General features: G+C 34.7%; 12 protein-coding genes and 1 other annotated feature. Of the genes, 3 read left to right on the plus strand and 9 right to left on the minus strand.

Features of this window, described 5'->3' with window-relative positions; all coding sequences use genetic code 11:
• Positions 1 to 41: 41 nt before the first annotated feature.
• The 5 genes from rsmH to C1Y58_RS05300 all read right to left on the minus strand — a co-directional run bounded on the left by rsmH (position 42) and on the right by C1Y58_RS05300 (position 3,784).
• Positions 42 to 974 carry a 16S rRNA (cytosine(1402)-N(4))-methyltransferase RsmH gene (gene rsmH, locus C1Y58_RS05280; protein ID WP_105614971.1) on the minus strand — a complete coding sequence of 311 codons (933 nt, stop codon included), beginning with the start codon at positions 972 to 974 and terminating at the stop codon, positions 42 to 44.
• Positions 975 to 984: 10 nt separating this feature from the next.
• The gene (gene mraZ / locus C1Y58_RS05285; RefSeq protein ID WP_105614972.1) at positions 985 to 1,416 is read right to left on the minus strand and encodes a division/cell wall cluster transcriptional repressor MraZ; all 432 of its coding nucleotides are present in this window, start codon (positions 1,414 to 1,416) and stop codon (positions 985 to 987) included.
• 218 nt (positions 1,417 to 1,634) lie between these two features.
• A complete protein-coding gene (locus C1Y58_RS27240) occupies positions 1,635 to 1,796 on the minus strand; it encodes a Spo0E family sporulation regulatory protein-aspartic acid phosphatase (protein WP_157949962.1) in 162 nt (53 codons plus the stop codon).
• 242 nt (positions 1,797 to 2,038) lie between these two features.
• Entirely contained in the window at positions 2,039 to 2,887 is an 849-nt protein-coding gene (gene lgt, locus C1Y58_RS05295; protein WP_408646590.1) for a prolipoprotein diacylglyceryl transferase, read from the minus strand.
• 84 nt (positions 2,888 to 2,971) lie between these two features.
• Complete coding sequence (locus C1Y58_RS05300) at positions 2,972 to 3,784, minus strand: hypothetical protein (RefSeq protein ID WP_105614975.1); 813 nt, start codon at positions 3,782 to 3,784, stop codon at positions 2,972 to 2,974.
• Between the two features lie 172 nt (positions 3,785 to 3,956).
• Here C1Y58_RS05300 and C1Y58_RS05305 point away from each other — a divergent pair, with 172 nt between their 5' ends.
• Positions 3,957 to 4,145 carry a hypothetical protein gene (locus tag C1Y58_RS05305; RefSeq protein ID WP_105614976.1) on the plus strand — a complete coding sequence of 63 codons (189 nt, stop codon included), beginning with the start codon at positions 3,957 to 3,959 and terminating at the stop codon, positions 4,143 to 4,145.
• Positions 4,146 to 4,332: 187 nt separating this feature from the next.
• Positions 4,333 to 5,427 (plus strand): redox-regulated ATPase YchF, encoded by a 1,095-nt coding sequence (gene ychF, locus C1Y58_RS05310; protein ID WP_105614977.1) that lies wholly within the window; start codon positions 4,333 to 4,335, stop codon positions 5,425 to 5,427.
• A gap of 130 nt (positions 5,428 to 5,557) precedes the next feature.
• Here ychF and C1Y58_RS05315 read toward each other — a convergent pair whose 3' ends face one another.
• Both C1Y58_RS05315 and C1Y58_RS05320 read right to left on the minus strand, forming a co-directional pair.
• Positions 5,558 to 8,608 carry a DUF4489 domain-containing protein gene (locus tag C1Y58_RS05315; RefSeq protein ID WP_105614978.1) on the minus strand — a complete coding sequence of 1,017 codons (3,051 nt, stop codon included), beginning with the start codon at positions 8,606 to 8,608 and terminating at the stop codon, positions 5,558 to 5,560.
• 356 nt (positions 8,609 to 8,964) lie between these two features.
• Positions 8,965 to 10,857 (minus strand): heavy metal translocating P-type ATPase, encoded by a 1,893-nt coding sequence (locus tag C1Y58_RS05320; RefSeq protein ID WP_105614979.1) that lies wholly within the window; start codon positions 10,855 to 10,857, stop codon positions 8,965 to 8,967.
• A 240-nt stretch (positions 10,858 to 11,097) separates the two neighbouring features.
• Between C1Y58_RS05320 and C1Y58_RS05325 the strand changes: the two genes are divergently transcribed.
• Positions 11,098 to 12,063: a threonine ammonia-lyase gene (locus C1Y58_RS05325; protein ID WP_105614980.1), complete on the plus strand. Its 966-nt coding sequence runs from the start codon at positions 11,098 to 11,100 to the stop codon at positions 12,061 to 12,063.
• A 97-nt stretch (positions 12,064 to 12,160) separates the two neighbouring features.
• On the opposite strand, the gene C1Y58_RS05330 is transcribed toward C1Y58_RS05325, so the two are convergent.
• Both C1Y58_RS05330 and C1Y58_RS05335 read right to left on the minus strand, forming a co-directional pair.
• A complete protein-coding gene (locus C1Y58_RS05330) occupies positions 12,161 to 14,146 on the minus strand; it encodes a class I tRNA ligase family protein (RefSeq protein ID WP_105614981.1) in 1,986 nt (661 codons plus the stop codon).
• Positions 14,147 to 14,286: 140 nt separating this feature from the next.
• Positions 14,287 to 14,527: a binding site (T-box leader), on the minus strand.
• 79 nt (positions 14,528 to 14,606) lie between these two features.
• Complete coding sequence (locus tag C1Y58_RS05335; RefSeq protein ID WP_105614982.1) at positions 14,607 to 15,773, minus strand: cation:proton antiporter; 1,167 nt, start codon at positions 15,771 to 15,773, stop codon at positions 14,607 to 14,609.
• Positions 15,774 to 15,780: the final 7 nt, after the last annotated feature.

Raw genomic sequence — 15,780 nt, forward strand, 5'->3', positions numbered from 1 at the left:
CAGTCCTTCGCTATAATTTTTTCCTTAAAATAAAATATATATTATCTTCTTTCGAAGATCCTTAATTTTGCACTTCGAGATCTGGGGTTCATTTCTATTTCTTCTGTCGAAGGCAAAATTGGTTTACGTGTTATGACTTTACCCATTGATTCTTTCCCGCAAACACAGATTGGAAATTCACGTGGGCAAGTACAAGGGTCTTGTAATTCTCTGTATGTCTGTTTGACTATTCTATCTTCAAGTGAATGGAAAGTTATAATACATAGGCGACCGCCTTGATCTAAACGACTTACTATATCTTTAATCGTTCCTTCTAATATTTCCAACTCACTGTTTAATTCAATACGAATTGCCTGAAAAGTTCTTTTTGCTGGATGTGGTCCATCTTTTCGAGCACCTTTTGGTACAGCTCTCTTAATGATATCCACTAGCTCAAAGGTTGTCTCTATCTCTTTTTCTTTTCGAGCTTGTACAATAAATTGTGCTATACGCTTACTCCAACGTTCTTCTCCGTATTTCCACATAATATTATTTAACTGCTCTTCAGAATACTCATTTACAATATTCTTTGCAGAAATATCTTTTCGTTGATCCATTCGCATATCTAATGGTGCATCTTGCATGTAGGAGAATCCTCTTTCTGCTTCATCTAATTGATGAGATGAAACACCTAAATCCAATAAAACACCATTAACTTTTTCAATATCAAGTTCATCCATAACACTTTTGAACTCACTAAAGTTGGATCTAACTATTTTAACATGATCAGTAAATTCTTCTAATCGTTCTGATGCTACTTGAATTGCATTAGCATCTTGATCAATACCAATTAATAACCCTTGATCAATGTGCTTGCATATTTCTTTCGAATGACCTGCACCACCAAGTGTGCCGTCAACATAAATTCCATCGGATTTTATATTCAATCCATCTATACATTCATTTAGTAATACTGAAGTATGTTTAAATTCCATGTCATCACCTTTAAATTCCTAGTTCTTCCATCGCTTCTGCTAATTCAGTAGGATCGAAATCTTCAACATTATTATATGCATTCCATTGGTCTTTACTCCATATCTCAACTCTATTTGAAACACCAATTAAGAATACTTCCTTTTCAATGGTTGCATATTCTCTTAAGTTTGCTGCAAGTAGCGTACGTCCTTGTTTATCAATTTCGCATTCTCTAGCACCTGCTAGGAAAAATCGGACAAATTTACGTGCATTCTTATTGGATAGTGGTAAGGTTTTTAATTTAGACTCAAATGCTTTCCATTCATCAATAGGGTAAACAAACAGACATTCATCCAAACCTTTGGTTATAATAAAGTTTTCACCTAGTTGTTCTCTGAACTTGGAAGGAATGATTAGCCTTCCTTTTGTATCCACTGTATGTTTGTATTCACCTATAAACATTTTCTCACCCTATTCCACCACTTCGCACCACTTTACACCACTTTATATTCATTTTAAACTATTTTTATGTTTTTTTCAAGGAACAATCTTAGAAAATGGTAATATTTATATAGTTTTCTTATTTATCTCCTCAATTATCATCTTAAGGGGCAATAAAAATTGGCAAAAAAAAACCGCTGAATGATTCATCATTCAACAGTTGATAGACTCTCTATCCATCAGTTAGTGTAATTTGGAGATATGAAACCTTTAAATTCGCAGTAATGGGAGGCAATTAATTGGTCAAGTAATATACTGACCTCCAAAATGTCGGAATACGGTGCTTCCTTCTTTATGAGGTCATACAAACGCTCCCTAAGCATTTCCATATCCGTGTTCATATTCACTTTTTTTCACCTCACCTCAAAAAGTACCCCATAACCTCTATATGTATAGAATAAACACATACATGTGCTTACTCGTTCCAACCTCTTATATTTATTTTATTTTACGAGATTGGAAAAAAGAAAAGTACAATCGTTGCATTTCCTTCTTGAATATATTGTAATATAACTTTTAAAAAAAATCAACAAGTTTTGTATTTTTTTCCCATCTTTTTATGCTAAACCTTTTAAATTGTAATTTATTTACATTTATTCCTATTATATATAATCATTGATATGCTAAATAGTATCAAAATTCCCGATAATACTTGAGATACAGCTATTGAACTACCACCAATCAACAATTGATCCGTTCTTAGACCTTCTATCCAAACTCTTCCCAATCCATACCCAAAAAGATACAGTAAGAATACTTCACCCTCAAACTTTTTATATTTCCAAAATATAAGAAGCAAAATATATACACCTAGGTTCCAAATGGACTCATAAAGAAAAGTCGGATGAACCTGAATGTAATCCACTCCATTGTAATTAGCCATAGTATCCATTAGTGTTTCAGGTAAGTACCGTACATTCTCCACTTTCAAACGCATAGCAAATAAATTATCTGTATAGCCTCCAAATGCTTCTTGGTTGAAGAAATTCCCCCATCTACCAACTGCTTGTCCAATGATTAGCCCTGGTCCAGCTGTATCAATGATTTGTAAGAAATTCATATGTTTAACTTTAGCATAAATGCCTACAGCAATTAACGCACCAATAACACCACCGTAGATGGCCAATCCACCTTGTCTTAAGTTAAATATTCCCAACAAATTATCTTTGTATAAATCCCATGAAAAGATTACATAATATAATCTAGCTCCTATGATAGCAGCAATAAGTCCTACAATAAGTACATCAATATAAGTCTCTGGGTTTTGCTTTGTTTTCTTTGCTATTGTCATAGCTGTTACCAACCCAGCTATAACCCCCATAGCAATGATAAAACCATACCAGTAAATATCTATACCGAATACAGTTACCATTATTGGATCAAGTTGATCAATTTCTATGTTCAAGTTTGGAAACCAAATATCAGGCATAATTCTCAGCTCCTTCTCTTCCAATAATCAAATTCCTGATTTTCACCTTCTTAGTCTATCACATCAATGCTTGTGAGTAAAGAAAGACTATCTTAAATAGCGGTAAACATCAAGAGGAACTCTTTCAGATGGTAAAGAAATGATCTCAATCTCTTCATCATATGGAATTGTTGTTTCTTTCAAAACCACAGCACCAAACTTTGTCATGGTTTCTATCATAAGGGATGCCCCCTTCTCATCTGCTTTAATATAAAAAGCGATAGGTTCCTCTGTAAAGACATGTTCTTTTAAATAATTCGTAGTATCTTCTTGGTTATCCAACTCAACATCAGTCCCCTGGACAAGATCTGCTAAATCATCTAGGAGTTGATTCAATTCCTCATCAAAAGCTCCACTTAACTGATTTATAAATTCATCTCTAGAAACAATCCATGTATACTCATTTTCTTCTGTTACGCTTATTTCTGTTTCAGGAAATAGAGTCATCTTTGCTAAATCCAAGAAGTTACCTTCCCTCTTTAGTTCATAGGGTAATGTAACATACTTCTCTTCTACAGGTAGATAAACAAAGGATTGACCTTCCTCTTCATAATATTCCATGCTATAAGTAAAGTTCTCTTGGTAAAAAACTTCAAAAATAACTTTCTCTTTTACTTCAGATTTTTGTATCATATAATCCACACGCATTTCTTCCATGTAAATTGAGCCAGTGGACATGATTTGATCACTGGCTAAAAGCATTTCTGTTTGTTCAACTATTGATTGAGAATTTATTTCTTCCTCCTCCATTTTATTACTGCTAATTAAAAATATGCCTATTATAATAGCGGCAATGCAGGCAATAATAAATATTGAAATAGCTTTTAAATTGAGTTTTCTAGTTCCTTGTTCTTCATTCATAATTGATTCACCATCCAAATTATGCTAAAATATTAGTATTAATTTTGATTATATTCCTCAATTATTATAACACAAATGGAATATTTTTATCAGAAACAATCCTAGTTCATAGCCAAATAATTAATATATGATTATAACTAGGTAGAATAAGAACTAAGAAAGGAGAATGAATATGAATGCATCTGATAGAAGAAGACCAGCTCGAGTTGGCCAAAAACAAACTACTGAGGAACAAGCGGATTGTTGTACAATAGCTCATAAAATAATGAAGAAAGATAAACAAGGTTTGATGGTTGCAGGTATCATTTTACTCTTTGTGTTTCTTCAAGGTCTTCTTATTGGGAAGTTAACAAGTAAATAATTATATATGATAACAACCTAAGCACATGCAAATGTGCTTTTTCTTTTTGTATAGAAGGTACTCTAAAGACTAGTGCACTAATTTAATAACTTATTGAAGAATCATCATAAATATGCTTGAAAAATAGTAACTCTTTTTATATAATGTAGTATTGAACGATAAATGTTTCTCGGAAAGGAAGAAATACATGAAATTAGGTATCGTAGGTTTACCGAATGTAGGTAAAAGTACATTATTTAACTGTTTAACAAAAGCTGGTGCAGAATCTGCTAACTACCCCTTTTGTACAATTGACCCAAACGTGGGTATCGTAACTGTACCAGATCAACGATTAGATAAATTAGCTGAAATGCATAGCTCAAAAAAAGTAGTTCCTGCTGCTATTGAATTTGTTGATATTGCAGGCTTAGTTAAGGGTGCTAGTAAAGGTGAAGGATTAGGTAATAAATTCTTATCCAATATTCGTGAAGTTGATGCAATCGTACATGTTGTACGTTGTTTTGAAGACAGTAACGTAGTCCATGTAGAAGGTTCAATCGGTTCATTACGTGATATTGAGACCATTAACTTAGAGCTAATTTTCTCAGACATTGAGATACTAGAAAGACGAGTTTCTAAAACTGCCAAGTCTTTAAAAGGCGATAAATCTTTAGCTGCTGAGCTAAAACTCTTAGAACGTATAAAAGCTCATCTTGAAGAAGGACAATCCGCTCGTTCATTAGAGCTTACTGATGATGAAGTACTTATGATTAAGTCCTTTAACTTATTAACATCAAAACCGATTATCTATGCTTGTAATGTATCAGAGGATGATTTAGTTAATGATGGGGTTGATAATGAGAATGTACAAGCTGTACGTAACATGGCTCAAGAGGAAGGCTCTGAAGTTTTTGTAGTTTGTGCAAAAATTGAAGAAGAAATAGCTGAACTTGATGAAGAAGAAAAATTAGAATTTTTACACGACATGGGTATTGCAGACACTGGTCTAGATCGTCTTATAGCAGCTAGTTATAAATTACTTGGTCTTATTTCATACTTAACTTCTGGTGAGCAAGAAACCAGAGCATGGACCATCGCAGAAGGTACGAAAGCACCACAAGCTGCTGGAAAAATCCATACCGATTTCGAAAGAGGCTTTATCCGAGCTGAAGTTATTCACTATGATAATCTTGTTGATTGTGGTAGTCTAGCTACTGCAAAAGAAAAAGGTTTAGTTAGACTAGAAGGTAAAGAATACGTTGTTAAAGATGGCGACGTTGTCTTATTTAGATTTAACGTGTAAATAAAATCGTATTTTATTAGATAAATAAAGCCGCTACACTCCTTAATTTAACAGGATTGTAGCGGCTATTTCATGTTTTATAATATAATTGTGCAGTCCTGCCACATATCTCTATACTTTTATCATTCCACTATCTTACCTGAGCCAATGCAGCAATTCTTCCATTGCTAACTGTTACTCTAGGTACTGATGATATACTAATAAGCGTAACAGTTACAAAATAATCACAGCAGCCAGGACAGCTGATGCAGTCACAGAAAGTAAAATTGAATATGTTTGTGGCTCTATTCATTTGGTTCTGACCTATTCTCTCCGATATCCAAACGCCTAGTGATACAGGTTCTCTATTATCACAGACTCTAAACAATTCGTATCGCAGTCTAGCATCACCACTGCCCTCAAAGCTTATGATACTTGAAAATTCAATATTAATCATTGGATTACTTAAGTATGTGGTATCTATGGTGACCCACGCTAATTGAAAGGCTGACTCATTTACTGAAGTAAAAGTTTTACTTCCAGTCCCCTCACCACATTCAAATACTATTTTTTTAACTGAAGGATGCTTCTCTGCACAATCCATGCACTTAATTTTTTTATCAATAATTTTACAACCATCTAAGTCCCTTGATGATTGGGCAAGGGCAACCATTCTAGCATTGTCAACTACTATATCTGGCCCTGGCTGATCAGCTATAACTATTTCAAGGGGTGTAACTGTCACAAAGTATTCACAGCAGCCCCTAGGAGCTTCATATTCACAAAAAATAAAGTCGAATGCTTTATCTAGTTCTATAAAATCATTAGAAACACCTGTTCTTGAAAAGTTCCAAGTACCAAGGGATAAGGGTTCATCTTCTCCATTAACTCTAAACAACTCAAATTTTAGACGGATATCTGTCACATCATTATCAAGCTTAATAATACTTGAAAACTCTATTAAAACTTTAGGTTTAACTAAACAGGTTGTATCTAAGGTAACATGGGCTATATTGACTGGTGGGTCTAGATCAATCGTCGCTGCAAGATCTCTCCTAAAGACAACACTTCCATTTCCCTGGCCACATGCAAGCATTATTTTCTTAGGATTAGAACGTTTTCTTCCTAATTTGGTGCCATCCTGTTTCGAATCAAATATTTTACAGTCGACCTCTAAGCAGCCTCCTAAAGGCTTAGATAGTGCCGCCATTCTTCCATTACTGACCGTGGCTGTAGCTCCTTCAATTTCGCTTGGCGTAACTCTTACAAAATAGTCGTAGCAGCCAGGGAAAGTGATACGTTCACAAAAGATAAAACTAAAGGATTCTTCTTGTCGGTCAAATTCTACTGAATCAATGTTAACCTCCTCAAACATCCAAGTTCCTAAAAATTTTGTCCCTTCATCATCGCATACTCTAAATAGTTCGTATCTCAGCCTAACTGCTGCTCCATCAATGAGTCTCTCCACATTGACGATACTAGAAAACTTTATTAATACTTCAGGTCTATTTAAGCAGGTGGTATCTAGGGTAACATGGGCTAGATGGAAAGGTGTGTCACCGGATGATGTAAAAGTTCTACTTCCAGTACCCTCACCACATTCAAGCAGTATTTTTTTAGGTTCAGTAGGTTTTTCTTTGCATTTAGTACAGCTCACCAGTGATTTGTCGGATTTCTTTTCCATATTGTTATGGTCACAATATCCTTCCTGAGCCAATGCTGCCATTCTGCCATTATTAACAGTTGCCGTAATACCTCCTTCTGTTATTTCAATAGGCGTAACGGTTACAAAGTAATCACAGCAGCCAGGACAGCTTATACAGTCGCAGAAAGTAAAATTAAATATATTTGTAGACTTTCCTAGATCTACATCGTTTATTACTCTCTCCAATACCCATACACCTATTGATATAGGCTTTTTATTGTCACAGACTCTAAATAATTCATATCTTAGTCGTGCGTCAGAAAGAGTGCTTAACCTATTAAAACTTACTATACTTGAAAACTCAATATTCACCATTGGCTTACAAAACTGCGTCGTATCTATAGTAACCTGTGCTAGTTGAAAGGATGGTTCATTTGATGAACTAAAAGTTCTGCTTCCAGACCCCACGCCGCATTCAAGTATTATTTCTTTAGCATTAGGACTCTCAGGAACACAATCCATGCAGTCACTTTTTCCATCAAGAATCTTGCAATCATCTAAGTCTACTGCTGACTGGGCAAGGGCAACCATTCTAGCATTGTCAACTACTACATCGGCCTCACTTGAAGGTCCAATTATTTCAAGAGGCGTAACTGTCACAAAATAGTCGCAGCAGTCACATGGGATTTCACATTCACAAAAAGTAAAATCGAATGCTTTCTCTAGATTCACATCGACAGAAATCCCTGTTCTTTCAAATGTCCAACCCCTCCGAGATACCGCCTTTCCATCACTACAAACTCTAAATAATTCAAATTGCAGGCGGATATCGATGATATCACTATCAATCTTAATAATACTTGAAAACTCTATTAAAGCTTTAGGTTTAATTAAACAGGTAGTATCTAGGGTGACATGGGCTATTCCAAATGGCTCATCATCACCTTCCCTAAGAATCATACTTCCGTTTCCCTCACCACATGCAAGCACTACTTCCTTAGACCTAGGATGTTTTCCTATGAGTTTAGTGCCATCACATGGCGAACTAGATAATGTCGCTATCCTTCCATTACCAACTGTGGATGTAGCTCCCTCAATTTCAATGGGTGTAACTGTTACAAAATACTCAAAACAACCTGTACAAGTTATGCAGTCACAAAAGATAAAACTAAATGATTCTTCTTGTACTTGAAATGCTGAGGAACTAACATCAATTTCTTCAAACATCCAAGTTCCTAAGGATTGTGGCTCTCTATCTCTGCATTTTTTGAATAATTCATATTTTAGTCTAATTGTTGCTCCAGAAGTTAGTACACTCATATTCACGATACTAGAAAATTTTATTAAAACCTCATTTCTATCTAAACATGTAGTATTTACAGGCACATTAGCTATTTGAAAAGATCCCTCACTGGATGAAGTAAAAGTTGTGCTTCCCGTTCCGCTGCCACATTCTAGTAGTATTTTTTTTGATTTTGTATGCTTTTGTTTGCTTTTAGCAAAATTCCTATTAGACTCACAAGCTTTGTGTTTCTTATAGATATGATTATAAGTCACTTATGTTCCTCCTTAATACAATTTTATGTTATGGGGTTAATTTCTGTTTTCTTTATACTCAATTTTCACTATATTATATGTCCCACTAGTAAATCAGTAACCTGTTTTTTTCAAATGCTTCTACTATTTCTCCAAATGATAGGTCTCATTGTAAGATAGGGAAACAAAGAAAAAAGTAGCTATTAGATAAAGCAATTTATCAATTAGCTACTTCTTCTTCTATTTCTTCTATCTCTCCTGAGCCCGTGCAGCAATTCACCTCTGAATAACATTCGAAGGTGCTTTTATTTGTACTGTACCTACGCAACCTATTAGAAAAACACTGTACTAAGAAGATTCTTAAAACAGTTCCTAAATTAAATCTTTTTATCGTATAATCTAGCAGCATTAAGAACAACTAATACAGACCCTACATTATGGACGATTGCACCTGTTATAGGATTAAGCAATCCAAGTATAGAACATACTATAGCAACAAAGTTAATAACCATAGAAAGCGTTATATTAATTTTGATACTTGATAGTGTTTCATTCGATAATCTTTTCGAGTAACCAATCATATCAAGGTCATCACCCATTAATGCGATATCAGCTGCATCAATAGCTATATCACTTCCCATAGAGCCCATTGCTATCCCCACACTAGCAAGCTTTAGTGCTGGCGCATCATTAACGCCATCACCAACCATACAAATCATATTCCCCGACTCTTGTAATTTCTTCACCTCATTTACTTTGTTCTCTGGAAGTAGCGATGCCCTTACATTAGTTATTCCAACTTGGTTAGCAATATGATTTGCCGTATTCTCATTGTCCCCAGTTAAAAGAATAGTTTTCTTAATACCTGATCTATTAAGATTTTCTATTAAATTAGCTGAATTAGTCTTAATTTGATCACTTAATGCAACTATACCAATGACCTGTGAATCCTTTGCAACGATTATGACTGCTTTACCTTGATTCTGTAACATGCGTAATGTTTCTACCTTCTCCTTACTAATTGCAATAGCATTATCATTCATCATAGCTTCATTTCCGCATATTACTCGAGAACCATTAACATCCCCACTTATTCCTTTACCTGGCTCCATTACAAATTCTTCAGCTTCTATCCAATCAATATTTTTATCTTCTATGTATTTGACTACTGCTTTCCCAATTGGGTGTTCGGACTTACTCTCACATGAACCAAGCAACCTTAATAACTCTTCATCGCTACAATTGTAATTAAAAATCTCTGTTACACTTAATCTGCCCTCTGTTATAGTACCCGTTTTATCAAAGGCAACTGTAGTTACTTTGCCCATTTTTTCTAATGCTTCACCTGACTTAATTAATACACCATGCTTAGTCGCCTGACCAATTGCAGCAACTATTGCTGTCGGTGTTGCTAGTGCTAGAGCACAAGGGCAGAATACTACAAGAATTGTTACTGCTTTTGTTAAGTCATTAGTAAATACAAATGTTAGTATAGCAATAAAACAAGCAATTGGTACTAACCATTGAGCCCATTTATCTACTAGCTTTTGCATTGGTGCCTGATTCTTCTCAGCCTCGTTTACTAGATTAATCATCTTCTGTAATGAAGAATTTTTAAGTTCCTTCGCTATTCTTATGTCGATAACCCCATGAGTATTAATTGTAGCTGCAAATACACTATCCCCTATTTTTTTATCTACTGGTAGAGATTCACCTGTTAGAATGGACTGATTAATACTTGTTTGACCATCTATAATCTCTCCATCAGCTGGTATATTTTCACCTGGAAGAATTCTAATTACATCATCAACTTCCAACTGTTCAGAAGGTACAATTTCTTGTTTTACATTACCTTGCTCATCTGTAGTAATCCTACGCCCTTGTTCAGGAACTAACTTCAGTAATCCTTCTATGCCTTTTCTTGCTTTATCTGTTGTACGTTCTTCTAACCATGCACCTATAGCCATTATAAATGCAACCTCACCTGCTGCAAATATTTCTCCTGTAAGAATTGCAGCTACCATTGCAATAGATATCAGTAAAGCAGAACTAATAAAAAAGCTTTTGAATAATCTTTGTAATGCGAGAACAACAAGTGGTGTTCCCGAGATGATTATAGATCCCCATGCTGGATCAACAGGAAAAGGTATGTCATAATTAGCAAAATAGTTAAGTAAAAGATCTAGTAGACTTGCAAATAAAAACATCCCAGAAATAGTCATCATTAGTGGCTCACTTAGAGCATCATAAGCGCGTTTTAATACTTTCATGGACTTCACCCTTTGAGTATATTTTATTCATTCAAGCATCCCCCCATAGGGGATATTTGAATTATATCACTAATGTTAAATATAGTCAATTATTCCTTCTTATACATTATTACTACTTTAATCGGCTTCTTCTCTGCTACCAACAACCATTAACTGTGATTCTGATTCATAATCCTCTAAAGAACTCGAATACAATCTATAAATGGGGTTATTTCCATTAGCAATAAAGGGGGAGATTATATGATTAATATTCAATCAATCTTGCTTGCTAATAAACGTATTAAAGAATATTTGAAAGAAACGCCTTTTTCAAGAAGTTTACAACTCAGTGAAGGTAGTACTGAAGTATGGATGAAGCTAGAAAACGAACAACCCATTACTAAAAGTTATAAAATTCGTGGAGCCTTGAATAAGTTACTTACCTTAACTAAGGATGAACTTAAAATAGGTGTTACAACCGTTTCCTCTGGTAATCATGGAGTATGTCTAGCTTATACCGCTTCATTACTAGGTATTAAAAAATGCATTGTCTTTGCAGCTCATACAACACCTCAACCCAAAATAGATAAAATGCTACTCTTTGGTGCTGAGGTTCGTTTAGTTGGAAAAAACTATGATGAAGCTCACTCTATTGCAGAAGCTGAGATGAAAGAGCTAGGGTTGATTGAAATTAACTCTTATGAAGATCCTATTTTGATTGCTGGACAAGGGACTATTGGTTTAGAGATGCTTCTTAAAGAACCAGGATTACATTATATTATTGCACCAATTGGAGGTGGCGGGTTAATCACCGGTATATCAATAGCAGCCAAAACACTTAATCCAAATATTAAGATTATTGGTGTGCAAACAGAAAGTTCGCCAGCAATGGTTAAATCCATAGAAGACAATATTTGTTACGAGTATTTTGAAACTAAGCCTAGTATTTGTGATGCATTAGTAGGAGGAGTCGGTAAATTGCCATTTAAACTGGCAAGAAAATGTATTGATGAAGTCCTTCTCATCCCAGAAAATCAGATTAAAAAGGCAATGAAAATAATGGTTCTCAAAGAAAAAATCGTTCCTGAACCTTCTAGTGCTATCAGTTATGGTGCGTACTTGATGCATAAAGAACGTTTTAAAGGCAAAAAAGTAGGTTTAATCATCAGTGGAGGAAATGCAGATAGTTATCTAATTGAAGAAATTATCAAGGGACAATATTCCTAACCCCACTTTCTAGTAACGACGTCTACTCCTTGGCGAATAAAAAGGGACTAACACAGGTATACTATGTTAATCCCTTTCCTCTTTATCTTATTTTAATCTACTTATACTGACTTTCATGCTTCTTAAAGAAATCGATTCTTGGTTCAAGAAACTTAAGTTGGTGACTTGATGCATCATCCATCAACTTGCTAATTGGTTCAAAGATATAATCCCAATTCCAAATATCTTCTGATACTCTTAAGTAGTCTCTTACCATCTCACAACTACTAGGTGCTATAGGATGAATTAATGTAAGAGCTGTTTTCACACCATGAAAAGCATCCACCAATACTTGCTTTCTTAATTCATGGTCATCTTCTGAATCCGCTTTTTTCATTTGATTCACCCAGTACTTATTTAGCTTGCGAATAAAACTATCCAATACGTAGATGATACGATGGAAATCATGGTTGTACATATGTCTCTCATACTCCAAGACGGCATCATTGGCTTCTTTAACAATAGATGCACTAACTTCACCTACTGGTATCTTCGTATCAAAATACTTTTGTGAAGTATAAAAGCAAGACCTTACCAAGCGGTTGAACACATTGGTTAATAAGTTACCATCCTTCAAAACTGTATCTGGTCCTTGTCTTTCTTCCTCTGACATATAAACTTGCGGCATAAAACTCACACTTTTTTTGGCTAAACCAAGACTTAAAAAGTGCATACGTAATTGCTCAGCTGTATAATGGTCTAATAGTTCATGAGCCATTGGTGGTTTGATCGCTCCACTGCTGCTAGCCTTTTTATCCATGAAAAGTACATGATTATTAGGTATTAGTTGGGGCTGGTTGACCTTTTGCCAGTCCACCTCATCCTGACTACCTTTTCCTTTTAGTGCTAGAAACATTGCCATTTCTGCTATCCCATAGAAATAGATATTGTCTTCTCCAATGAACTGATAGACTTTCGCATCCTCTTCATGCCACCACTTCTTCCAATCTGCAGAGTCTTTACCCAGAGATTCAAGATAAGCTTTAGTAAAGGATATTGGTGCCCACAATGATTCTGGCCAAACCCAAAAAGTTAAATCTTTTAACCCTTCTTTTTCAGGTACTTCAATACCCCATTCAATATTCCCAGTTAATCTAAAAGGCACTAAAGTCTTACCCGTCCTAAAGTGTATACCCAAATCTTCCATAACTACTCTTGCTTTGTCCCGATCTTCTAAGTTAGAAAAGAGGAAAGTAAGTGATGGTTTCTTGGGCTCATCAATAAGCTGATGTTTAGGTAATCTCTTCAGTAAAATATCTAGTTGATCTTCTAGTTGCTTTCGTGTGACATAAATAATAGGAGGCTTCAGAAACTCTTCAATGGTTTTCAATAAATACTTTCTGGCATTAGAATTCTTTTTCAAATCATCTACTTGCTCTTGAAGAGTATCATTATATTCATCCAGTTTAAAATACCAATTGGTTACTTCTTTCAGCTCAGGTGTCTTACCTGATAGAACACTAATTGGTTCAATTAACTCACTGGGCATATACATATGACCTAAAGAACATTCATCGGCATAAGCTTTATCTGACTGGCATCCATCGATTGGACATTTGCCAACAACCTGCCTACCATTAAGTAAGATCTTGAAGTCTGGGTCATAAAATTGTGGGGTTGATAGTTTAACAAGATAGCCATCATGATATAATTGATTAAAAACTTCCTCAGATACTTCTTTGTGAATTTGCCCTGCTCGATCTAATCCAGATGCTGCATATAAATTGAGACTCATATCATAACGATCTAGTACTTCTTTTTGTTTTTCATGATTTTGTCTGACATAATCTTCGATATTCCCATTTAACTTGCCTTCTTCAAGTAGTTGATTATAAGTTGCTAATATAGGTGATCCATAGCAATCTGTACCTGAAACAAAAATGACATTCTCTTCACCAATTCTATCTCTTAGAAATCTTGCATAAGTATCTGCATGAACAAATACGCCACCAATATGACCAAAGTGTAATTCTTTATTGCCATATGGCATACCAGCAGTAATAACAGCTCGCTTAGGAAATACAGGTCTTTTTCTTTCTCTCATCGCTCTAAACTCCTCTTTCTATTTATAATTCTCATTCATCACTAACCATAAAAATGATATTATCTCAGTAAGTAAGTTACTAACTTCTCATTTCACAAACTTACCATTACAAATAAAAAAACACCTCCTACAATAATATCTGTAGGGGCGAGTTTATCGCGGTACCACCCTATTTTATTAGTATGTCACCATACTAATCTCGTCGAGTACATCATTATACTCTAGTTCTGTAACGTGAACAAACGTCATAGTATCACTTATCGAAGATAAGTTCCGTATGCAGCTCCAAGTCTTGTTTCATCATATTCCCACTATTCCTTCTCAGCAAACGGAACTCTCTGTAAGCATTCCTATGACTACTCTTCTCTTCATCGCTTTTAATTATTTTTTCAAGTATATTAAATTATTATTCATTTGTCAAGAAGTAACCGTATTGTAAATTAACTAATTTCCAAGGTATTTAAGTTATCTCATCTTCTTCATAGGCTTTCTTTAACATGATAGGAGTAAGTATAGTTGATACAATAACAAGAAGTATAATTGAAGTAAAAATATCATTACCTATAAAACCAGTTACCACCCCTAAGTTAGCTACGATTAGCGCTACTTCAGCCCTCGGTACCATACTAATTCCAATTTGCAATGATTCTTTCTTTGAGAAACCAGATAATTTTGCACCTATCCCTGAACCAATAATTTTGCTAATAATTCCTATTATCGTAATAATCACTGCGATTCCCAGATTATCAAAAACCTGATTTAGCTGAACTCCTAAGCCAATATTAACAAAGAAGATAGGAATAAAAAATCCATGACCAAATTTTGAAACTTCATTAGCTACGCGATGCTTTAATTGCGTAGTTGATAAGATAACACCTATGAAATAAGCGCCAATTATTGCAGCTAAACCAAAATCACTAGCAAAGCTAGCAAACAACAATGCCAATATTAAGGATATACTCAGCAAATATATAGGTTTAATCTTTTTAATGATTTTTATATTCTTCAATATAAATTTAGAAAGCAATTCTCTAACAAAGGATATGATAATGAAGAAAGAAAGTATTTTTAATAACAGTACAGTAATGCTGGTATGACCCTGCCCAAAGATTCCTAAAACAATTGTTAAAATGATAATACCAACGATGTCATCAATGATAGCAGCTCCTAGTATGCTTACACCTTGTTTCGTCTTTAGTTTTCTCATTTCATTAAGAGATTGGACAGTAATTCCCATACTGGTTGCAGTTAATATAACACCTAGAAAGACTGCTTCAGAAATTTGGACATTGTCCTTCATTATGTAGATCCCTAATACCCCTAAGGCAAATGGAAAAATAATTCCTCCTATTGCGATTAACGAGGATTTCTCAAATGACTCCTTTAATTCATTATAATCTGTCTCTAATCCAGCCAAGAACATTAGAAGAATTACCCCTATTTCAGCTAAGTTATTTATAAATACACTATCATTGACAAACCCAAACACTGAAGACCCAATCAGAATACCAGCTAAAATCTGCCCCACAATTCTTGGCTGACCAAATCTTTTGCATACAATTGTCCCTGCGCCAGCTGCAATTAATATAATAACTAAATCAATTAAAAAATTAATATCTGAATGCATTCTAAAA

Source organism: Vallitalea okinawensis, assembly GCF_002964605.1.
In the GTDB taxonomy this organism is placed as follows: domain Bacteria; phylum Bacillota; class Clostridia; order Lachnospirales; family PQDH01; genus Vallitalea_A; species Vallitalea_A okinawensis.